Origin of the sequence: Mesorhizobium sp. Root157 (assembly GCF_001427385.1) — a bacterium.
Classification (GTDB): Bacteria; Pseudomonadota; Alphaproteobacteria; order Rhizobiales; family Rhizobiaceae; genus Mesorhizobium.
The window spans coordinates 14,197-35,262 of record NZ_LMGJ01000010.1 but is presented as its reverse complement, the minus strand read 5'-3'; the positions used below and the strand labels follow the sequence as shown (position 1 = coordinate 35,262).

The 21,066-nt window shown below is 58.6% G+C and carries 24 protein-coding genes; 12 read left to right on the top strand and 12 right to left on the bottom strand.

Going from position 1 to position 21,066, the window contains the following annotated elements; genetic code table 11:
* Window positions 1–8: 8 nt before the first annotated feature.
* Genes ASD64_RS07825 through ASD64_RS07810 form a run of 4 tightly spaced genes read right to left on the bottom strand, consistent with a single transcriptional unit; the run spans window position 9 to window position 4,019 of the window.
* A complete protein-coding gene (locus tag ASD64_RS07825; RefSeq protein WP_082549904.1) occupies window positions 9–773 on the bottom strand; it encodes an ABC transporter permease in 765 nt (254 codons plus the stop codon).
* A gap of 48 nt (window positions 774–821) precedes the next feature.
* Entirely contained in the window at window positions 822–1,811 is a 990-nt protein-coding gene (locus ASD64_RS07820; RefSeq protein WP_162249062.1) for an ABC transporter substrate-binding protein, read from the bottom strand.
* A 37-nt stretch (window positions 1,812–1,848) separates the two neighbouring features.
* Entirely contained in the window at window positions 1,849–2,610 is a 762-nt protein-coding gene (locus ASD64_RS07815) for an ABC transporter ATP-binding protein (RefSeq protein ID WP_056103300.1), read from the bottom strand.
* The gene (locus ASD64_RS07810; protein WP_056103297.1) at window positions 2,607–4,019 is read right to left on the bottom strand and encodes a dihydroorotase; all 1,413 of its coding nucleotides are present in this window, start codon (window positions 4,017–4,019) and stop codon (window positions 2,607–2,609) included. Before ASD64_RS07810 ends, ASD64_RS07815 begins: the two co-directional genes overlap by 4 nt.
* A 161-nt stretch (window positions 4,020–4,180) precedes the next feature.
* Here ASD64_RS07810 and ASD64_RS07805 point away from each other — a divergent pair, with 161 nt between their 5' ends.
* Window positions 4,181–5,116: a LysR substrate-binding domain-containing protein gene (locus ASD64_RS07805; RefSeq protein ID WP_056103295.1), complete on the top strand. Its 936-nt coding sequence runs from the start codon at window positions 4,181–4,183 to the stop codon at window positions 5,114–5,116.
* A gap of 95 nt (window positions 5,117–5,211) precedes the next feature.
* Here ASD64_RS07805 and bhcC read toward each other — a convergent pair whose 3' ends face one another.
* The 5 genes from bhcC to ASD64_RS07780 form a co-directional block, all read right to left on the bottom strand.
* Window positions 5,212–6,375, bottom strand: coding sequence for a 3-hydroxy-D-aspartate aldolase BhcC (gene bhcC, locus ASD64_RS07800; RefSeq protein ID WP_056103292.1), 1,164 nt, complete (start codon window positions 6,373–6,375; stop codon window positions 5,212–5,214).
* Between the two features lie 14 nt (window positions 6,376–6,389).
* Window positions 6,390–7,337, bottom strand: a complete 948-nt coding sequence (gene bhcB, locus ASD64_RS07795; RefSeq protein ID WP_056103289.1) for a beta-hydroxyaspartate dehydratase BhcB — start codon at window positions 7,335–7,337, stop codon at window positions 6,390–6,392.
* Between the two features lie 33 nt (window positions 7,338–7,370).
* Complete coding sequence (locus tag ASD64_RS07790) at window positions 7,371–7,778, bottom strand: RidA family protein (protein WP_056103286.1); 408 nt, start codon at window positions 7,776–7,778, stop codon at window positions 7,371–7,373.
* A 43-nt stretch (window positions 7,779–7,821) separates the two neighbouring features.
* Window positions 7,822–9,147 carry an NAD(P)/FAD-dependent oxidoreductase gene (locus ASD64_RS07785; RefSeq protein ID WP_082549902.1) on the bottom strand — a complete coding sequence of 442 codons (1,326 nt, stop codon included), beginning with the start codon at window positions 9,145–9,147 and terminating at the stop codon, window positions 7,822–7,824.
* Window positions 9,148–9,220: 73 nt separating this feature from the next.
* A complete protein-coding gene (locus ASD64_RS07780) occupies window positions 9,221–9,568 on the bottom strand; it encodes a RidA family protein (RefSeq protein WP_056103283.1) in 348 nt (115 codons plus the stop codon).
* 664 nt (window positions 9,569–10,232) lie between these two features.
* Here ASD64_RS07780 and ASD64_RS20550 point away from each other — a divergent pair.
* Both ASD64_RS20550 and pdxY read left to right on the top strand, forming a co-directional pair.
* Window positions 10,233–10,922 carry an MOSC domain-containing protein gene (locus ASD64_RS20550; protein ID WP_082549901.1) on the top strand — a complete coding sequence of 230 codons (690 nt, stop codon included), beginning with the start codon at window positions 10,233–10,235 and terminating at the stop codon, window positions 10,920–10,922.
* Window positions 10,923–10,962: 40 nt separating this feature from the next.
* Entirely contained in the window at window positions 10,963–11,604 is a 642-nt protein-coding gene (gene pdxY, locus ASD64_RS22005) for a pyridoxal kinase (RefSeq protein ID WP_082549900.1), read from the top strand.
* Window positions 11,605–11,614: 10 nt separating this feature from the next.
* Here pdxY and ASD64_RS07765 read toward each other — a convergent pair whose 3' ends face one another.
* Window positions 11,615–12,478: a recombinase family protein gene (locus ASD64_RS07765; protein ID WP_056103274.1), complete on the bottom strand. Its 864-nt coding sequence runs from the start codon at window positions 12,476–12,478 to the stop codon at window positions 11,615–11,617.
* A 142-nt stretch (window positions 12,479–12,620) separates the two neighbouring features.
* Window positions 12,621–15,530, bottom strand: a complete 2,910-nt coding sequence (locus ASD64_RS07760) for a Tn3 family transposase (RefSeq protein WP_056103272.1) — start codon at window positions 15,528–15,530, stop codon at window positions 12,621–12,623.
* Window positions 15,531–15,654: 124 nt separating this feature from the next.
* Here ASD64_RS07760 and ASD64_RS07755 point away from each other — a divergent pair, with 124 nt between their 5' ends.
* The 9 genes from ASD64_RS07755 (at window position 15,655) to ASD64_RS07715 (ending at window position 20,532) form a co-directional block, all read left to right on the top strand.
* Window positions 15,655–16,227 (top strand): recombinase family protein, encoded by a 573-nt coding sequence (locus ASD64_RS07755; protein ID WP_056103269.1) that lies wholly within the window; start codon window positions 15,655–15,657, stop codon window positions 16,225–16,227.
* 229 nt (window positions 16,228–16,456) lie between these two features.
* Entirely contained in the window at window positions 16,457–16,624 is a 168-nt protein-coding gene (locus tag ASD64_RS07750; RefSeq protein WP_171380761.1) for a ribbon-helix-helix protein, CopG family, read from the top strand.
* A gap of 195 nt (window positions 16,625–16,819) precedes the next feature.
* Complete coding sequence (locus ASD64_RS07745) at window positions 16,820–17,698, top strand: helix-turn-helix domain-containing protein (protein WP_035228582.1); 879 nt, start codon at window positions 16,820–16,822, stop codon at window positions 17,696–17,698.
* 243 nt (window positions 17,699–17,941) lie between these two features.
* Window positions 17,942–18,595: a SprT-like domain-containing protein gene (locus tag ASD64_RS07740; RefSeq protein ID WP_056103265.1), complete on the top strand. Its 654-nt coding sequence runs from the start codon at window positions 17,942–17,944 to the stop codon at window positions 18,593–18,595.
* 78 nt (window positions 18,596–18,673) lie between these two features.
* The gene (locus ASD64_RS07735) at window positions 18,674–19,333 is read left to right on the top strand and encodes a ParA family protein (protein ID WP_056103262.1); all 660 of its coding nucleotides are present in this window, start codon (window positions 18,674–18,676) and stop codon (window positions 19,331–19,333) included.
* Complete coding sequence (locus ASD64_RS07730; RefSeq protein WP_179253534.1) at window positions 19,330–19,650, top strand: chromosome partitioning protein ParB; 321 nt, start codon at window positions 19,330–19,332, stop codon at window positions 19,648–19,650. Before ASD64_RS07735 ends, ASD64_RS07730 begins: the two co-directional genes overlap by 4 nt.
* A gap of 129 nt (window positions 19,651–19,779) precedes the next feature.
* On the top strand, window positions 19,780–20,055 hold the full coding sequence (locus tag ASD64_RS07725) for a type II toxin-antitoxin system ParD family antitoxin (protein ID WP_035228560.1): 276 nt from the start codon (window positions 19,780–19,782) through the stop codon (window positions 20,053–20,055).
* On the top strand, window positions 20,052–20,372 hold the full coding sequence (locus ASD64_RS07720; protein ID WP_080723359.1) for a type II toxin-antitoxin system RelE/ParE family toxin: 321 nt from the start codon (window positions 20,052–20,054) through the stop codon (window positions 20,370–20,372). Before ASD64_RS07725 ends, ASD64_RS07720 begins: the two co-directional genes overlap by 4 nt.
* A 16-nt stretch (window positions 20,373–20,388) precedes the next feature.
* Window positions 20,389–20,532: a hypothetical protein gene (locus ASD64_RS07715; protein WP_156460062.1), complete on the top strand. Its 144-nt coding sequence runs from the start codon at window positions 20,389–20,391 to the stop codon at window positions 20,530–20,532.
* A 138-nt stretch (window positions 20,533–20,670) separates the two neighbouring features.
* Here the strand turns inward: ASD64_RS07715 and ASD64_RS07710 are convergent, their stop codons facing one another.
* Window positions 20,671–21,060, bottom strand: coding sequence for a hypothetical protein (locus tag ASD64_RS07710; RefSeq protein ID WP_056103324.1), 390 nt, complete (start codon window positions 21,058–21,060; stop codon window positions 20,671–20,673).
* Window positions 21,061–21,066 lie beyond the last annotated feature (6 nt).

The following is a 21,066-nucleotide window of genomic DNA, read 5'->3' as shown; positions in this document are numbered from 1 at the left end:
AAATTGGGTTAGTGCGCCTCGCGACTAGGCTTCCAGGCGAGCAGTTTGGCTTCGACGAACTTCAGCAATGCGAACAGAATGAAGCCGATAGTTCCGATGAGCGCGGCACCGAAGAACATGCGATCAACGCGGAACTGCCAGCGTGCTTCCTGGATGCGGAAGCCCATACCGCTGTCGGCGGCGAGGAGTTCTGCGGCGACGAGAACGAAGAAAGCCATGCCAATGCCAAGGCGTAAGCCGGTGAAAATCTCCGGCATGGCCGAGGGCAGGCCGATGCCAAAAAACGCCTGACGCTTACTGGCGCCGAGCGACAACGCTGCCCGCATCAGCAGCGGATCCGCATAGCGGACCCCTTGATATGTATTCACGTAGATGATGAAGAAGGCGGAGAATGCGATCATCAGCACCTTCGACGCTTCACCCAGACCGAACCAAATGATGAAGATCGGTAGGAAGGCGAGTGGGGGAATCGGCCTCAGAACTTCGAGAACTGGATCAATGATGTTTTCGGCGAAACGGCTCGAACCGGAGAGGCAGCCGAGGAGCACACCGAGCACGGCAGCGATCAGAAAGCCCTGGAAGACCCGCAGCAGGCTGATGGCAACGTCCGCCGGGACGAGATCGCGTATTTCCCATCCGGCCTCGAGCATCTGCGGAGGTGTCGGGATCATGACCGCCGGCACCCACTCCACGGACGCATTTATCGCCGCAAATGACCACCATGCCGCCAGAAATGTCAGCAATGACAATGTGCGTATAACCATGTTTCGCATATCACGTATCCTGTCACTATGGGCGGCGTGGTTGATCTCAATTGAAGGTCACTTGACACAGTCGGAGCAAACTTCGGACAGCGGGCCGGACAGGACCGAGGCCTTAGCTGTCGTTGTCTGCTTCAGTTCCTTGTCTTCGTAAAGCTGCTGGGCTTTTGCGTCGTACTCGACGCCCCAGGCATCATTCAGCTGCAGCGAGGTCTCAACGCGCGCGAGCGTGCTGACAACGACATCTTTTGGCATGTTGATCTGCTTGCTGATGATAGTCGCAGCCTCGTCCGTGTTGTCCTTCATCCATTTGGCGGCTTCATTCAGCCCCTTCAGGATGGCCTTGGTCTCGTTCGGGTTGCTCTCGATGAAGTCCGTGCGGGCGAAGACTGCGGCGTATAGGCCTTCGAGCTTCTTCTTCTGGCCGTCGAGCGTCACTTCATCGGACGCGGAGATGACGAGATCGCCATCGAGTTGACGCGAATAGGTTGCCCAGGGCTCCCAGATCAGAACGGCGTCTACATTGCCGCGCTGGAACGCAAGCACGATGTCTTCCGGCTGCATATTGACGAGCGTCAGTTTGCTGAAGTCGCAATCCGCGGCAGCGCATGCTTTGGTCAGCATCGGCATGACGAGCGGAAGACGAACGAGGCCGATTTTCTTGCCTTCGAGATCCTTGACGCTCTCGATCTGATCGGCCTTGCGAGCGACGATCTGGTACGCGCCGGACGTATCCGCCGTTCGCGCCAGAATCTTCACCGGCAGCCCGTTGGCGACCATGCTCATCGGATTGGTCCAAGCGGCGATCGCGACCGAAATGCTGCGGCCGGCCATGCCTGCTGGGATTTCTGATCCAGACGACACGAAGCGAACATTCACATCGGCACCAGCGTCCTTGAAGAAGCCCTTCTGTTCGGCGACCACAGCCACGCCGCCTTGCTGGGCGTCACGGCTCGTCCAGATCTCGATGCTTTCGGCGTTGGCGGCGCCCATGGCAAATACCGAGGCGGCGTACACCGCTAGAGCACCAATATGCTTTTTGAATGCCATGCTCGTTTTCATGTTCATTTCCTCCCTGTTGTGTTAGTCAGCACATCTTCAGTTCGCTCAGCAGAGCGTCCGACACTCGCTTGCGGACCTCGACGAATTCCGGCGTGTTCTCGTCGCGCGGACGAGCCAGCGGAATGGGGATGATGGTCTTGATCCGTCCCGGACGGGCCGTCATGACGACAACGCGATCGGCCAGAAGAACCGACTCGTCAATGCCGTGCGTGATGAACAGGATCGTTGTTTTCGTGCTCTGCCAGATGCGCAGCAGCTCATCCTGCAGGAAGCGCCGGGTCTGCGCGTCGAGCGCGGCGAACGGCTCATCCATCAGCAGCATTTTGGGGCGGTTGGCGAGTGCGCGAGCAATGGCGACGCGCTGCTTCATCCCACCTGAGAGCTCTTTCGGCCACGAGTTCTGAAATCGGGTCAGGCCGATCAGTTCCAGAAGCTCGTCGACGCGCTGGTTAGTCTCGCTGCGCGGCACGTTATTTACACGCGGACCGAATGCAATGTTTTCGCGGACACTCCTCCACGGAAACAAGGCGTGCTCCTGAAACACCACGCCGCGATCCGAGCCTGGGCCGCCAATCGGATTTCCATCCAACGTGAGCTGGCCGCCGCTCACTGGAACGAAGCCCGCAACCAACGACAGAAAGGATGACTTACCGCAGCCGGACGGCCCGACAATAGTGACGAACTCGCCTTCTTCGACGTCGAGAGAAATACTTTCGATCGCCGTTACGCCAGAATTCTTCGGCCCATAACACAAAGAGACATTATCTGCGATCAGTGTAGGCTTCATGTTCCCGTCCGGCTATTAGTGTGAAGGTGGGTGAGCCGCCGAGGGACAAAACGCCCCGTGCCTACGGCCTGCGAAACGAGTTTCCCGTCCTGCAGCACAGGCTGGCCGCGGACGAAGGTGTGAACGACAGAACAGCCGATCGACTTCCCTTCGAACAGAGAGTAGCCGGCCGATGTCTTGATATCGGCTGACGTGACGGTGGTTGGACGGTTCATGTCGACGATGGCAAAATCGGCATCCGCACCAATCGAGATCGTCCCCTTCTGAGGGAGCCCCATGATGCGCGCGGGGTTTTCGCTGACCAGCCGTGAAACCGTTTCAACCGGAACGGAGCGCTTCTGCGCTTCTTCGAGAAGCGAGCAGAGCGCAGTTTCCATGCCAGGGAATCCCGGCGCCGCCGTCCATATGCCGCCCAGCTTGGCTTGTTTCGGCCGATGGACATGATCGGTCGTAACGGTGTTGATATGGCCGTCGCGCAGCGCATTCCAGAGAGCTTCCCGATCCTCAGCCGTACGCAGCGGCGGATTGACCTTACCGAGCCCGTCAAATCCGGAGTCGGTATCGAACAATAGATAATGAACGCAGGTTTCGATGAAGACGCGATCACCCGCCCTGCGTGCCGCCAGAGCCGCATCCAGCGCCTCTTTCGAAGAGATGTGCACGAGATAAACGGGCACGCCTTCTTGCCGCGCCAGATAGACGGCACGATTGACGGCCTCTGCCTCGACAAAAGCCGGTCGGGCCTCGTTCCATGATGCAAGGCCGTTTCGTCCTTCCGGATCACGAACTTTCACGCGCTCTTGGAGCGTCCATACGATCTCGACATTCTCCGGATGGGGACACAGCATGCCACCGGCCTTGCCGAGCTCCTCGATGAGCCGGAACAGCCGCCCATCATCCTGATTGTCCATGCCCAGCCGCTGGGCTTCCGCGCCGCGGCCCGTCATAAAGAATTTGATGGTTGGAATACCGAGTTCGCGGACGTAATGGCCGACACGGCTCAGATGCATCTCGTTCGCGAGAATGAAGTGCATTCCGAAATCGATGCGAGAACCCGCTTCCATGATGTCGCGGATTTCGGAAAACACCTCGGTGTAATCGTGCGTACTAAGAATGAAGGGAATGAACGTTGTGATGCCGCCGGCGGCAGCAGCCGCCGACTCCGAATCGGCATCTCCCGGCACCTGCGGCGCGGCAATGCTGGTGCCGTGACCCAGATGCATGTGGCAGTCGATCATACCAGGCATGACGACGAGACCCGAAACATCAAGGGTCTGCCTGGCTGCGGGGCAGCAAGAGGGATCCACAATACCAGCGATCTTGCCGTCCGCGACCAGAACATTAGCGTCCACGAGCTGTCCGGAAGTTAGGACATGCCCGTTCACTAGGATGAGATCGATTTCGGCCATTGAACTGTCCTCCTCCGATACCACGAGATCACACACGACCCAAACTCACGAAAGAGTCAGCACCTAGGCCATGGGTATAATAAATTCGATAGTTGATTGGTTGTCAAATGCATTATAGCGGCGTATCTATGTCAAAATATTATAGAAGGTGGAGGTAAAATATGCTGAAACATAGGCAGGTCGAAGCGTTCCGCGCTGTTATTATAAGTGGATCGATGTCATCCGCGGCGGGTATATTGGGAATAACGCAGCCAGCTATCAGCCGCCTGATAAGAGACCTTGAGCACGAGACTCGCCTGAATCTGTTTGAACGCTCTGGTAGCCGCCTTATTGCGACAGGCGATGCCATGGCGCTTTACCGGGAAGTGGATCGTTCGTTTGTCGGCCTTGAGCGGATCATGGGTCTGGCGCGTGATCTGCGTGAAAGGCGCGGCGGTGCGCTTCGGATTGCGGCGCTTCCTGGACTGGCAAACGGCTTCCTTCCTGCCTTCGCAGCGGGTTTCCTCGCCACGAGACCATCCTTGAAGATGTCCCTCCATGGCATGAACTCGCATTTTGTTCTCGAATGGATCAACAGCGGCCAGTGCGATCTTGGCATTGTCGAAAACACTCAACTTACGGGCGTCACGATCGAAGATCTCCCATCCAGCGACATGGTGGCCGTGCTTCCCCTACATCACAGGCTTGTAGAACGTGACCGGATTGTTCCGGAGGACTTCGATAACGAGGATTTCATTTCGCTTATTCAGCCCTCGATAATGCACGTTATGGTCGACGCAATCATGCGCGAGCGCGGCATAATCAGGCGTATCAAAGCGGAAACGCCGCTGTCGATGATAGCGTGTGGCATGGTGTCTGCCGGTTTTGGAGTCTCGATCGTCGACCTATTTACAGCTGATAGATATTCTTCGGCTCTGGTGGTGCGGCCGATTGAGCCGCCGATCTCGATCAATTGGGCAATAGTGCTTCCGTCGCATATCAAAGCGTCTTCGATCACCAATGAATTTATAGCCGAGTTCAGAAGCAGTTTCCGCGATTTCCTGTCGGAAAAGTCAACCCCGGACCCTGCTACGATGGCTGATGGAGCGAGCAGCTGATTGCAAGGGTGGCTCGAAGAAGCCAAAGCGCGCCTGCGGCCGGACCACCGCAAACGCGCTTTGGATGACAGTGAAAAAATCGTCCTGCAACTTGGTCAGTAAGCTTTGCCGCGCGCCGAGACCGGCCAAAGGGTCTCGACCTTGCCATTCCGAACGCCGACATACCAGTCATGAACGTTGCAGGTCGGGTCGCAATGGCCAGTGACCAGCTTCAGCTTGTCATTGACCTTCAGAACGCCATCCGGATCTTCGATCACGCCATGCTCATCGCTGCATTTGATGTATTTCACATCGTCACGGCCATAGATGAAGGGCAGACCGCTATCGACCGACTGCGCCTTGAGGCCCGCATCGCAGATCGCCTTGTCGGCCTTGGCATGGCTCATGACACTGGTGAGGATGAACAGCGCGTTCTCCCATTCACCCTGATCGATCCGCTTGCCGTTCTTGTCGAGGATGCGTCCGTAATCGGCATCCATGAAGGCGTAGGAGCCGCATTGTAATTCGTTGTAAACCCCTGAGTTGCTTTCGAAATAATAGCTGCCGGTGCCGCCGCCCGAAACCAGTTCGGGTTTCAACGCTTCGGCCTCCAGCGCGTCCACGGCGTCTTTGACCTGCGCAATCGCGGCATCCAGCTTGGCCCTGCGGTCCTCGTAGCTGTCTATGTGCTGCATCGCTCCCTGATAGGCCTGGATGCCGGTGAATTTCAGCCCTTCCGCCGTGTCGATAGCCTTGGCAATTTCGACCACCTCGGGCGTGGTCTTCACGCCGCATCGGCCCGCGCCGCAGTCAATTTCCACGAAACATTCGACGGTCGTGCCATGCTTTTGTGCCGCTGCAGAGAGATCGGCCACGTTTGCCACGTCATCGACGCAGACGATGACACGCCCGCCCAGCTTGGGCAGCCGCGCCAGCCGGTCGATCTTCAGCGGGTCGCGCACCTGATTACTAATCAGAATGTCCTTGATGCCCGCGCGGGCAAAGACCTCCGCCTCGGACACCTTCTGACAGCAGACGCCTATCGCGCCGCCCAGTTCCATCTGCAATTTTAGCACATCGACCGATTTGTGCATCTTGCCATGGGCGCGGTGTCGCATCCCATGCGCCTTGGCATAGTCGCCCATCATCTTGATGTTGCGCTCCAGGGCGTCCAGATCGAGGATCAGGCACGGTGTCTGGATCTCCGTTTCGCTCATGCCAGGCAGCGCCGGGACGTCGAAGCCGACTTCGAGGTTGGCGTATCCGTTTCGATTATCCATGACCGTTGTTCCTTCTAATTCCAGGGTAGTTTATCGAGATCGACGTTTCCGCCAGTGATGATGATGCCCACCCGCCTTCCGGCAAAGACGTCCTTGTTCTTTAGGATTGCCGCTAATGGCACCGCGCTCGAAGGTTCCATGACGATCTTTAGGCGTTTCCAGATCAGCTTCATCGCATCGATGATCTCATCTTCGGATGCCGTCAGAATGTCGCTTACGTGGCTTCGGACGAAGTGCCAGGTCAGCTCTTTCAGAGGAACCTTCAGGCCATCCGCGACGGTGTTCGGTGCATCATCGGCAATGATGTGCCCAGCTTTGAAGCTCCGGTATGCATCATCTGCCTGCTCGGGCTCCGCCGCGTAGATCTTCACCTTCGGCATCAGATTGGATAAGGTAAGACACGTCCCTGAAACCATGCCCCCGCCACCGATCGGTGCAATCACGGCATCAAGATTATCAACCTGTTCGATCAGTTCCTTCGAGCAGGTTGCCTGTCCTGCGATAACGCGCGGATCGTTGTAGGGATGAACGAATTCTGCACCAGTCTCCGTAACGACTTCAGCAAAGACCATCTCACGGGAAGTGGTGGAGGCTTCGCACTCGACCACTTTCCCGCCATAGCCTCGCACCGCATCCTTCTTCGCCTGAGGTGCTGTACGTGGCATTACAACGGTGCAGGGGATGCCGCGTCGCCCTGCTGCATAAGACAGGCATGTTCCGTGGTTTCCGGAGGAGTGGGTTGCTACCCCTTTCGCGGCCTGTTCGTCATTCAGGCTGAACACGGCGTTTGACGCCCCGCGAGCCTTGAACGCTCCAGCTTTTTGAAGGTTCTCGCACTTGAAGAACAGTTCAGCGCCGACAAGCGAGTTGATAAAGCTGGACGTCAAGACCGGAGTGCGATGAATGTAGGGTTGGATCCGGACTTCGGCGGCAAGCATGTCCGGGAGATCGGGGATGTGCATACGGGCAAGTGCTCCTTACGCTGCAATCATTGCTTAGTCTGCGGACGAGGGGTCGGAGTCGAGCGCAATGGCATCGAGTTCGATAAGGAAGCCGTGATGAAGTTCCGGCACGGGTACGACTGACCTGGCCGGTCGCGCTTCACCGAAGGCTTCGGCAAACGCCGCATTGAAGCTGCTCCAATACTCAACGCCGACGATGTAGGCAGTGACTTTCACAACACGAGAAGGTGCCGCTCCAGCCGCATCAAGCACAGCTAGCAGGTTGCGCAGGACAAGTTGTGCCTGTTCGCCAAAGGCGTCGTTGGATGATACGGGTGGGCTCTCAGTTTTTATCGGAAGCTGGCCGGAAACGTGAATGAAGCCACCGGCTCGCACTGCTTGGCTATAGTGGCCCAAAGGTATCGGCGCGTTATCTGTAAAAACGGGGACTATTTGGGTCATATTCTGTCTCAAGAAGCGATTGCGGCGCGCGACTTGCCGCCCTCTAGGTTAAGTTCTGGCGCGATGGCAGTTCTAATGCCGGCGGACCGTTGGCTCGGTGACTGCGATCGCCGAAGCGCGCCGGTGCGAACGGTGTGATGTCTATCGACGTTTTCTCGCCGGCGATGAGCTCGGAGACAAGCGTCGCCGTCATTGGCGCGCCGGTCATCCCAAGATGGCCGTGGCCGAACGCATAGATTACATCCGGGGTACAGCGTGCGCGCCCGATCACTGGGAGGGAATCCGGCACGCTCGGGCGAAATCCCATCCACTTCGTATAGTGTTCCTCCGATACCACCGGCGCGAGCCCAGGAAGAAGGTTCCGGGCATGCGTATAGAGCACATGTGCGCGCTTCCAGTTCGGGGATGCCGCGAGTCCGGCGAACTCGACAGTACCACTAACGCGGAGCCCGGTTTCCATCGGCGTTGCGATGAACTTTCCTCCTGCATCAGTGGTTGGGATGCGCGGCGTGACGTCTGGATCCTTGATTATGATGTGGTAACCACGCTCTGTATCGAGCGGCACGTGATCACCGAGCGAAACCGCGAGAGATTTCGAGTGAGCACCGGCTGCGACCACTGCCCCGTCGACAGCAATATTGCCTCTACTCGTCGTGACGCTCTTCAGCGTTTGGCCTTCAGTCTCGAAGCCGATGACGCGAGCTGACACGAATTCACCGCCATTCGCGATAACTTTGCGAAACAGAAGGGTTACGAGCCCTTGCGGGTTAGTGGTGTGACCGCTCTCTTCAATGAGAATGCCCTTGGTGAACGCGTGCGACAGATTAGGGTCAAAATCTCGCAGAGCCGCTGCATCGAGAACCTGTGTTCTGACACCGTTGAGACGACGAAGCTCCCAACCACTGCGGTCCTTTGCGAATCCCGACTCCGTGCGATATGCGTAAAGATGACCTTCATGTCGGATCAGATGGCCAGCACCGGCTTCGTCCGCCAGCGAACTGATCAATGGCACGGTGGTTTTGAGAAGGCTGCGTAGGGCCTTTGCCTGCTCCTTCACCTTACTTCGCTGCCCGGCAAGCAGAAATCGGATGAGCCAAGGCATGATCGTTGGCAAATAGCTGAAGCGAATGGACAACGGCCCCATAGGATCCAGGAGCCATTTGGGTACGCTTGTAATCATCCCCGGCATCGACATTGGGACGACGGAGGATCCGTTGAAGCATCCGGCATTGCCAAATGACGCTCCTTCGCCAGGAGGGTTCGGGTCGATTAAGGTAACTTTGAAACCTCGTCGCTGGAGCATCAGCGCAGTGCACACTCCAACGATCCCCGCCCCGACGACGCCGATTGTTTTGCGGTCTGTATTCATAAGATGCTCCACCGGGCCAGCAGCATTGCGCCGCTCAGCTGCCGTTCGTGGTAGATTCAAAATTATGCGTGCTTTATTTGACCGCAGTCACTACGACCTCGATCAGGGCGTCCTGTCCCAGATCAGAAACACCTATTGTTGCGCGCGTGGGTAGATCCTGCGCTTCGAGCCACGACGTCCAGGCTTCATTCATTTCCTGTTTCTGGCTCATATCGGTAATAAAAAGCGTGGCGGAGATGAGCTTGCTCTTATCACTACCAACGTGGGCCAGGAGCTTGTCAAGCTTGGCGCAGATCTGGGTTGTCTGGCTGCCCATTGAAACGCCATTGAGATTGTCGGCCAGTACGCCTCCGAAATAGACCACGCCGTTGTGCTCAACTATCCGATGCATTATTGGGGTCTTTTCCCGACGTGTGATCATCAATTTCTTTCCTCACGCGAAATAACAGGCCTTACCTTACCTCTCTATAATAATTATACATAGAATGGGCAGTCAAATGCCAATTAAGAGCCTGGCAATAACCATATGTTATGAAGTCTTCACTTATGGGACATGGTCCATCTGACCTGTAGGGCGCAAGGCGTCATCTTGCGGGTGCCGCTGCGGAGCCGCCGCCTCAAAATGGAGGGTCTTGGGTTCATGTCACGAATCCGGGCTGATGGCAGCTAGGGATAGCCTCCTCACAATATGTTGGTCAGCGAACCGAGCGATCGTTTCGAGCGGATCTGTTCAGGAGCCGCCGAAGCGCGTTATGAACATAGGTATAAAATCCCCTCTAAGCTGAACATCACTCCGCGGATCGCTTTCTCAGAGATAATTGCCATCCATCTCCAGACTGTGGCCGCCGCCAACAGTTACCGGCGCAGCTCACCGCATCTATCCCGATTTCTGTCGCGCCGAGTTGCGGGGACTCCAACTCTGTGGGCATTGACATCCCTCAAACGTGCAGAGTGACCGAGCGGTTGGCATTCCTACCAAATCCACCAAAATTCCACTCGAGGGGTTATTTTGGTGAATGAATGCCCACTTGATCTGGTTAGGTCATGTAAGAAGTGACATTCCTGATGGACAGGGTACTTTAACAATGACTGAGTTTTCTATTCCTGAAGTACGCATTGGCCAAGTACGCCCTCTTGGTATAAAAGGCGTGCCGAGCGGTATCGACAAGCGGCCTGTGCTGGGATCAGTGATTGCACGCGAAAGCGGGCTCGTGGGTGATGAGCAGGGGGACCGTCGGCATCATGGCGGGCCAGACAAGGCCATCCATGCATATGCCGTCAGCAACTATTCGCTTTGGGCAACCGATCTGCCCGAAAGCGCTACGATGTTTCGCCCTGGTGCTTTTGGTGAGAATCTCGTGGTCAAGGGCGTATCCGAAGCTGATATCTGCCTCGGTGACCAGTGGCGCCTGGGCACCGCACTCCTCGAAGTTAGCCAGGGCCGTCAGCCTTGCTGGAAACTGAACCTCCGCTTCGGAAGACCCGACATGGCTCGTCAGGTTCAGATAACGGGACGCACCGGCTGGTACTTCAGAGTTCTCGAGGCTGGTGGGTTTCGTCCTGGGGATGTCGCGGCACTCGTTCTGCGGCCACACCCTAACTGGACGATAGCACGAGTGGCGCATCTTCTCTATCATGATCGCCTGAACATGCCTGATCTTGCCGAACTTGCATCCCTTCCGGGCCTGCCAGAAAGCTGGCGTCGAGTCGCTGAGGCGCGTTTATCAAACAGGGTGACCGAGGATTGGTCTCGCCGCATCGAGACGCCGGACTAGTCCCGCTCAACCCAAAAATTACCATCAGTGATTGTAAGCTATGCCTCCTACTTTGTCGTTACCGCTTGTTATATCGATCCAGAGCCAGGTGTCCTTTGGGCACGTCGGCAATTCTGCCGCAGCGTACCCGATGCGTGCGTGTGGGGTAGAGGTGGTTGAGGTGCCTACAACCCTTCTATCGAATCATCCACATTATCCAACCACACGCGGCCGCGTGTTGGAATCCGAACTTGTTGCCGATCTCTTGACAGGCATTGTCGAGCGCGGCTTGCATGAACGAGCGAGTGTAATCGTTTCGGGGTTCCTCGGCCGAGTGGAGACGGCGTGGGCAGTCGCCGAGTTCGTGGGGCGCGCCAAATCTGCAAATCCTCGCCTTGTTTATGCTTGCGACCCGGTGATGGGTGACGCAGATCTCGGCTTCTTTACCGAAGAGCCCTTGCATAACGCCTTTTCTCAGGACGTGGTGCCGTTGGCTGACGTGATCCTGCCCAATGCCTTCGAGTTATCGGCACTCTCAGGATTGGCAGTGGCAGGGAGGGAGGACGTCGCGCGAGCGCGGGAGTCGCTCCGCTGCCCTGCAGTAGTCGCGACCTCTGTGCCGGTGGCTAATCGCCCCGATCTACTGTCTAGGCCCGGTCGGCCCGAAGCTGCGATTTTGGCCAAGTTGAAGAACGAATGTTGAACGTTCGTGCCTACCAGGACCGTTCGTCACCACCGATTTCGTGGATATCGACCTCGATGGAGCACCTGTAGCTCTCGGCGATGTTGAACATCTCTGTCTGGAGATTTTCGATTTCATCATCCAGGCTGATGCCATCGGGCTCGCGGTCATAGGTGATGGTCAGAGTGTAATCGCAGTTACCGGTCTTTTGCATCTGATAATCACGCTTCAGCATCGCCTCGATGCGCTCCCGAGCGGGCTTTCTGCCCCGGCCATGTTTGTTGAAGTTCTCGATGATCAGATGCAGGGCTATTGCGGCGGACGGCGGCTTCTCCGGCAGCTCGGTCTTTGGCGGAACGTCGAGCGCCCGATAGACGGTCATTCTCGAGACCTTCAGCTCGCGGGCAACACTCGCCTTGCTTGCTCCGGCGGCGACGCGGCGTCGGATCTCATCGTCATCGACGTTTTTCTTCCGGCCTTTGTAGGCGCCTTCGATCTTGGCGGCTTCGATCCCGGCACGCTGGCGATCCTTGATGAACTTCAGTTCCATGTCGGCAACCATGCCGAGGATGGTGATCACCATCCTTCCCATGGTTCCGGCCGTCGTGACTTCCGGCTCCAGCACCCGCAACGAGGCACCCTTTTCTTCGAGTTCATGGACCAGGTTCAGAACATCGCGTGTGGAGCGGCCAAGCCGATCGAGGCGCAAGACGACAAGCTCGTCGCCGGCACGCAGGAACTGCATGATCGTCTCAAGCTCGGTGCGTCCGGTTCGCGATGCGCCCGATCCAGCTTCCGAACGAACGATTTCACAGCCCGCTGCCTTCAACCGGGCAATCTGGATGTCGAGTTCCTGGTCCGTTGTGCTGACGCGGGCATAACCGACGCGGCTCATAGGCAAATCCGTCACATTAGGGTGGCTTTGTCCTTGTACTGTCACATTGCTGGAAAAACCACCCTTTTGTGACATGTCGCATATGTCACTTTCGATTGTCACGCTAAGGTGCACCCAAATGTGATGATCGGGATTGCCTCGGTCATGCCGCCAGCCGCCCAAAATCGATCCGGCTATTCAGATCGAGGTCGAAACGACCATATGGGTTGACGTGACTGTAAATCAGCGGCGTGAGGCCGCGATAATCCTCCGGCGTCATCCGGCCCGCCCATTTCGGTTCCACCAGCACGGTCTGAAGCATACGAGTGTTCACGTAGACGAGTGACGCCTGCAGCAAATGCAGCGCAAGGGCGGAGACCTCCTGCTCGTCGACCCGGTTGGTGGCGATCTCGCCGCCCTTGCCGAAGAACACGAACCCGTTGGCGCTGTTCCAGTTCTCCACGACATTCAGCCCCTCGTGGATTTCGCGGCGGAGCGATTCCTGACGAAGATACCGGCACAGGAAGATCGTCTTGACCGCGCGACCGAGCTCGCTCAGCGCCTTGTAGGTCGGGTGCATCACTTCGGCCCTTGCAAAACGGCGCAGGATCGCCTCCGGGTCTGCCGTTCTCGTCTTCATCGCGGCGGCATATTTGACCATCTCATCATATTGCTGCTCGATCTCCTCCCAGTTGATCGCGCCGGAAAGGATCGGCAGGAGATTCGGGAGCCGCGCGCGCATCGCCGCGTCCGGAATCGCCAGCTTCTGGCGACCGATGGCTTTCAGACGCGGCGCGAGTTCGAACCCGAGAAGGCGACAAAACGCGAAGCCGACCGCGCTCTGACCATGGCTGTCGACATACTGGCGCTGAATTTCCATGTCGGTGCAATGGCGAAGAACGCCTTCGATCATGGAAGCGACCTCCGAGGACGAGCACCGCTTGAGCTGCGAATAAACGCAGGTCGCGCGTTTCTCGACGTGCCAGTAGATCATGACGCCGCGCCCACCATAGCGGGCATGCCATTCCGTCATGAGATTGCGGTCCCACGCGCCGAACTTCGTGGAATCGGACGCGCAGGCCGTGCCCGCGTCACCCCAAACGGCTGCATTGCGGATCGCCAGCGTCGCGTTCGCAACCCGCGCGCTGGCCTCTCTCAGGGCCGGTGCATGGATGAAGCGACGATGAACATGCAGCAATTCCTCATAGCTCACATCGGGTGTCGCGCCCGCGACCCGCTTGATCCCGGCATTCGTGCCGAGCGCATAGAGGCACAACAAAAGCCGTCGATCCAGCGTCTCTTTCGATAGAGAAACCCTCGACGCCGACGTTTCGAAAGCATCCAGAAAGCCGGTATCGAGTGCAGCCTCCTTCAGCACGTCGAGCAGCCCGGTCATCGGCCAGCGTCCGCCGATCTCGCCTTTGATCGCATCGAGGCCTTTCGGCTCGGGTGCAGGCTTGAACGGTGTGATCGAGATGCGGTTTTCGCCACGCCACAGAAGCCGGACCTTATCATTGTCCGGGATATTGGCATTGAGGAGCAACAGTTCCCGCTCAAGCTCTGAACGGATGGCAGACGTAAATGTCCTCGCGTCTGGTGTCAGGTTGAGGTCGGAATAGTAGGCGGCACGCCGGACTTCGAAGTCCTTGGGGAGATCGTCGTCCGGGTTCCGGTAACGGTCCGCGCCAACGACCCAGATTTCCTTGGAGCGAATGCGGTCGCGCAACAACGTGAGAACGCAAAGCTCGTAACTGATCCGGTTCACACGCCCATCGCCATCGATGACGGAGCTGCGCCACCTGGCGGGAATAACCTCATCGGTCGGAACGTCCTGCATCGGCACGAACCGGCAACCGTCATCCATCTTGCTCCGAATCCAGTCGAGCGCCGCAAGCACCGGACGCCACATCGTGTTGTTCGACCGGAATTCCAGAACGGAAAGCAGGTCGGGCAACATGCGCCGGTAATGATTGGCCCAGGATGAGCGCATCACCTTATATATACGCCGATCGAGCGCCCCTTTCGCCTGGCTTTCCTTGACGATCGCCGCCAGCTTGTCCTTGCCGACAATCGGGAAAATCACATCGCAGACGCGCCCGGACGGTTCCTCGATCGAGGCGCTGGCGATCTCGACCAGCAGCCGTTCCTTTCCGTAGACCCGCTCAATGTCCTTTGCGATATCGCTCACGACCTTGCGTTTCGAGCGCGTGCCGATCTTGTGGACCGTCTCGATCAGAAGATCGACCATCGCATCCGTCAACTGCGCCTCGCGGAACAGAAGATAAATCGCATACAGCCCGATCTGCCGCGCAGGCGCGTGCCGGCGCATCTCCGAAGCCTTTTCGCCTCCAACGCGACGAACAATCTGCTCTACCCAAGCCTTGCCGGTCGTCGCGAGAAGATCCTGAGGCAGATCGAGTTTCTGAATGAAGGCGAGTTTCGCCGTCATGCCGAGCATGTTGTCGAGCGAAGCCTGGCCAGCGTCACCTTTCATCGTGTTAAACCCGGTCTGGCCGTCCGGATCGGTAATTGAAGCCTCCAGCAATGCGACCGTGCTCGCCGAAAGTCGGTCGTGCACGCCGCCCAACCAGCTATCCAGATAGTGCTGCCGTTGCGACCGAACCAGGCGCTCCAGTTCCTTGCGCGAAGGCCCGTAAATACGCCGATCCCGGCACCACAGAAAAACATGCTCGAGCATGGCGCTGACCGACTGCCCACTCGGGCACAACTCGCTCGCCATCCACAACGTCAGCTGTTCCCGATCAGCCCGCTTCAAACGTCGAAAGCCAAGGTGCTGCAAAATCTCCGCGCAATGCCGACGGGCAGTGCGACCGGAGAAATCATAGTGATTCACGGCGTCAGCTTCGAGGCCCAGCTGCTCGGCCAGATACAAAACACCATCGGCGGGGAGCGCCGCATGATCCTGCACGAAGAAGCCGTGCGCGGCGAAGAATTTAAGCTGAAGCGCCAGTCCCAGCCGCGCCGGTCCGGGTTTGCCGTTCACAAAATCAGTGTCGGAAAAGCTCAGGCTCCAGCGGCCGATGAAATCCTCGCTCGATATACCTAAACCCATCACGCCACTCCTATAGCCGGAGCGGCACGTCATTCTCCCAAAGTGCAGCCGTCAATCAGTTTGCGCTTGTTCCCACAACGTTCTTCAACTTGGCCAAAATCGCAGCTTCGGGCCGACCGGGCCTATCGGCTATGCAAGGGTCTCCACCGGCGAGCAGGACACCGCCCTGCAACTCGACGCTTTGCGCAAAGCAGGTTGTGAAAGGCTGTTCGAGGATAAGGCATCCGGCGTGAAGACTGACCGCCCCGGATTGGCTGAGGCGATCCGCTACGTTCGCGACGGCGACACGCTCACAGTCTGGAAGCTCGACCGCCTCGGCCGGTCGATGAAGCACCTCATCGAGATCATCACCGAACTGGAGGCCAAAGGCGTCGGCTTCCGATCCATCACCGAAAACATCGACACCACGACATCCGGCGGTCGCCTGGTCTTCCACCTGTTCGGCGCGCTGGCACAGTTCGAGCGCGATCTGATCCGGGAACGAACACGTGCCGGTCTGCAAGCCGCAGAGGAACGCGGCCGACGCGGTGGCCGACAAGTCGTCGTAACCCCGGACAAACTTGCCAAAGCCCGCCAGCATCTGGCGGCCGGTTTGAACGTCCGGGAAGCCGCGGCCCGCGTGAAAATAGGGAAAACCGCCCTCTACGAAGCTCTCAAGGCCGAAAAAGCAACGACAACCACGGTCAAACCAACCTGAGTTCCGGATACGTTCTTAAAAGTCGGACAGATTCGCCACTTTCGTGTCGTGACGCCATGATTACATGCTTGCGAGAAATCATGTTTGCCCGCTGTTAGTCAGCGGCCGACCAACCTCTGATTTTAGCGGCCCGGATTCAAGAGCTTGCAGAATCAGCAATTTCGGCGTTACCACTTACTGTATGAGTCGTAGCCCTACAGCCATTCCAGCCCGTGAACGTGTCGCCGCCATGCGTGCGCGGCGTGAAGCTGCTGGCATGGCGCGCGTATGGGCCGACCTGCCGGGCGAACTGGTTGCACAGTTGGACCGGGCCAAGCAGCAAAAGGGCGCGCAATCCCGCGCGCCGATCATCGAGGAAGCCTTGAGGTTTTATTTCGAGAAGCAGCAAGGGGCATAACGGCAAAACGCCCGACCGTTGGCGCGGTCGAGCGTTTTATAGGCCGTCAGACACACCGTAGGTCAGGGGTCCGCTAACTCTCCCCTTATCTACGCTATAGCCCTCCAATTCGCAAGATTGATTCTTGCGAAAGCGGGGAAGCTGTGTCCGCCGTCCAACGCCGTCATGTCCTCCAAATGGAAGGACGAAGGGCATATGCTGAGGACGCAAATCGCGGCCGCGATTGGCTGCGCGCGCGGGCACGCGCTTGATGAAATCATGCGGGAGGTTTGGACGCGGCACGGATCGGGCCAGCTCAGCGATGACGAGGCCGGGCAGCTTTCCGCGCTCGCCCATGAGCGCCGAGGCACCTTGCAGGGATCGCGGCAGACGGCGCTTAGCCTGGTCTTCCCTCCCCCGGCCCAGCGCTGCCCGACGCCGGTTCGCCGGCGCAGCTATTTCAAGGGGCGATCGGAGGGCCGTATCTGGCAGGCGACGACGCGCAAGGACGTGCAGGCGATCTTGAAGGCGGCCGAAATCTACAACGAGGCCGGCTTGCACGAGAAGGGCGAGCGCAGCGGCCCGCTCGGATCGGTGGCGCTCGACGTGCTGCGGCTGTTCGTCAACCTGATCGACTTCCGCACCGGCCGGCTAGAGCCGTCAATCACCACGATCATGGACCGTTTGGGCCGGTCGCGGGATACGATCGTGCGGGCGCTGAAGAACCTGCGGGCGCATGGCTTCATCGACTGGCTGCGGCGCTACGAGCCGACCGGGAACGAGGGGCGCGGCCCACAGGTCCAGCAGGCGAGCAACGCCTATCGCCTGTCCCTGCCGGAAAAGGCCCGGCAGTTCCTTGGCCGGTTCGGCAAGGCCCCGCCCCCGCCTGCCGATCATGGTCAGGATCAACGGACCTGGGCCGAGGCAATCGACGCCTACAGGAAGGCCCTGCCCCTCGATGAGCGGACGCAGCTCGACGCAGGCGACGGGCCACTCGGGAAAGCTCTTGTTAGCATTGCTAAAGGCTTGATGAAACGTGAGTCCGATAACCAGACTGAATCCCCCTCTAATTCTATTCTCTATGTGAAAACATAAGCGGTCGCCGCTGTTCGGGCCGCTCTCGCGGCCCTGCGGCGGTTCCGATCCGCTCATAGGGCGGATCGGGAAGCGGACACCTCACAGCAAATCCGCAACGCTCGCGCCTGCGGCCAACGCCGCATGGGCTTTCGAGAGAAAGAGGGCGGCAAGGGTAGTGCGAAACATGAAATTATGTAATCATGCTTGCATGTCAGCCTGAAGTATGCGACTTTTGTTTCGTACGGAACAAAAGAGGCCGCCATGTCCCCCGCCAATCCGACCGTAAAGACCTATGCCGCGCTGAATCAGGCGTTCGATTTTTTCAACGATCGCCTGTTCGGCGGTGAGTTGCCGGCCTGCCTCGTGACGTTGCAGCGCAAAAACAAAGCCTATGGCTATTTCGCCGGCGGCCGGTTCGGATCGAAGGACGGTGCAGAGATCACCGACGAAATCGCGCTGAATCCGTCGCATTTCAAAAGCCGCACCGACGAGCAGAGCCTTTCGACCCTCGCCCATGAGATGGCGCATCTTTGGCAGCACCATTTCGGCAAGCCGTCGCGCGCCGGCTACCACAACAAGGAATGGGCGGCGAAAATGCACGAGATCGGCTTGCACCCTTCGGATACCGGCCAGCCAGGCGGCAAGGAAACCGGGCAGTCATGCAGCCACTATATTGTCGAGGGCGGCCGCTATGCCCGCGTTTTTGCCGAGCTGGCGGCGCAACCCGACTTTACCGCCCTCTATGTCGAGCTTTGGGACGACGCCGACGCCCGGAAGGCGTGCAAGGCGAAGTCGGCCAGCAAGACCCGTTACACCTGCCCGTCATGTGAGTTGAACGCCTGGGCGAAGCCCGGTGTCCGCCTGATGTGTGGCGAGTGCGACGAGCCGATGGCGGCCGCTGAGGAAGCGGAGTAGTTAACCCTTCCTACATGAAAACATGCTTTCATGTATTGGAGAAAGCATGTAGCCTTTATTTCATGAAAGGATGCAATCATGATAACAGTGGCGTTCTGCACGCAGAAGGGCGGGACCGGCAAGACGACGATCGCGACGGCGCTTGCGGTCGCGGCTCACCTGGCCGGGAAGAAATCGGCCCTGCTCGATCTCGACCCACAGACAAACGCCGTCAACTGGTTCGACCGGCGCAAGGGCGACGGCCCGGACGTTGCCTCGATTCAGCCCGGCGCTATCCGGCGCTCGCTGGACGCCTATCGCGGCCTTGGCATGGATTGGGTGTTCATCGACACGCCCGGCAAGATGGAAAGCGCCTCGGTCGAGGCGGCCAAGCACGCCGATATAGTGCTGGTCCCGTCGCAGGCGCAGATATTTTCGATTGAAACTTTGGAGCCGCTAAAGCGGCTTCTCGACATGGCCGGCAGTCCGCCAACGTTCGTTGTGCTCAATCTGGTGCATCCGAACGCCGGGGGCAGGGCGATTGACGATGCCGCCGCGATTGCCGCGAGCTTCAACGTGAAGGTTGCCCCCATCCATGTGTCGCGGCTGAAAACCTATGAGGACGCCCCGGCCTTGGGGCAGACGCCGCAGGAGCTGGAACCGCATGGCCGTGCGGCCCAGGAAGTCGCCGGCCTGTTCACGTTCCTTTCAGACCAGGCAAGCATGATTACAGGAAATCATGAAAGGATGAAAGCATGAGCCGCAAGCCTTCGCTTCTCGCCGCTGCGATCAAGACCGCAGAGCAACCCGCATCCGCGCCGGAGGCCCCGTCAGAGCCGCAAGGGAGCGCACCAGCTTCGCAGCCGGCCGGGAGCTATGTTGCGCCCTCGCGTGCTAACAAGCTCGGCAGAACGCATTTCCTGCCACCCGCCTATTGGGAGACGCTGGACGAACTCAGTTTTCGCAGCAGGGATGAGAAGGGGAAGAAGATTTCGAAGGAGCGGCTTGTTGCCGAGGCGCTGAATCTGCTTTTCGCCAAATACAATTATCCGTTAGTCCGCGAGGATGGGGAGTAGTTGCCAAGGCATCATGTTTGCGTGAAATCATGTAATCATGCAAGTCCCCGACCGTTGCAGCGTTCCCGATCGGGTTTATATGTGATAGTGTTTAGTCCTATTGAGCACGATCCAACGCGGGAGATTCCCATGCGCAGCACACAACAGTTGAGCGTCACGTTGCCGAACGAAATGGCACAGATGGTCAAGAGCAAGGTTTCGTCGGGCGAATATGCCAGCGACAGCGAGGTTATTCGCGACGGCCTGCGGGCCTTGCAGGCGCGCGACAAGGCCCTTGAAAGCTGGCTGCGCACGGAAGGCGTTGCCGCCTACGACAAGCTGAAAGCCGATCCTAGCCGGGCGCTCAGCGTCGGCGAGGTGCGCCAGCACCTTGCCGAAAAGCGCAAGCGGCCCGCCTCAGCGTGACCCATACGGTTCACTTCACCCCGGAAGCTCTCGACCAGCTCGACAAGCTGGAAGTCGATATTTCCGGGGCAGCGTCGCCCGCAATAGCGGCGCGATATGTCGATTCCATCGTGGACTATTGCGAGAATCTGCAAACCTTTCCGCACCGAGGCACGCGGCGCGACGATCTTCGACCGGGCTTGCGAACACTTGGGTTTCGCCGGCGTGTGACGATATTGTTTGAGGTAGCGGACGACACCGTGAATATCATCGGCGTCTATTACGGCGGCCAGGACTACGAGGCGAATTTTCAAGATGACGACGCGCCAGAACACTAGCGGGAGCGTGACAACCATGCGGAGCCGCTGCCTCGCCCGCGAGATCGCGGAAATGGCGGGCACACAGCGCCGCCTCGGGCTTATGGACGCGGCGACCTATGAGCAGATCATGGCCCGGCACCTTGGCGAGAAGGTCCGACCGATCGAAGCGCCGAAGTAGGGCAGGGCAACATGCTTTCCTGTAAGCATGTAATTATCCGCCCCCGGCCGTCCCTACGGCCCGATTTGATAGAGCGGGCCGGCCGGGGGCTAGCGTTGTGCCGAGCGGCGGAAGCCGCAAGAGAGAAGCCCCGGTGCGTCAGCGCCGGGACCGCTTTTCCCATCTGGCCGGCTCGGGCAGGGGGTTTTTGAACTTCTCGCGCAACCGTGCTTTCATTTCCTCGCCCGAAATACCCGGCCGGGGATCATCGGCCGCCGCCTGTATGCTGCGCTTGAGCAGTTCCCGGCGCAGATCGGCATGGGGTTCCAGCTCCTTATGTTCGCCCAGGATCATGAACACGGCTTCGGACGGATCAAGGAACTTGCCCTGTTCGATCAGGTCGAGCAGCCACAGGGCCAGAGACGGCGGCAAATAGGCTTCAAATCGCAATCCGCCCTCTGCGACCTGGTTGCGGAGCCGCTTGGCTTGCTCGACGGCATAGGCCTTGTCGGCGGGATCGGGCCATTCGGGCGCATCGGTGTCGGTCATGGTTTC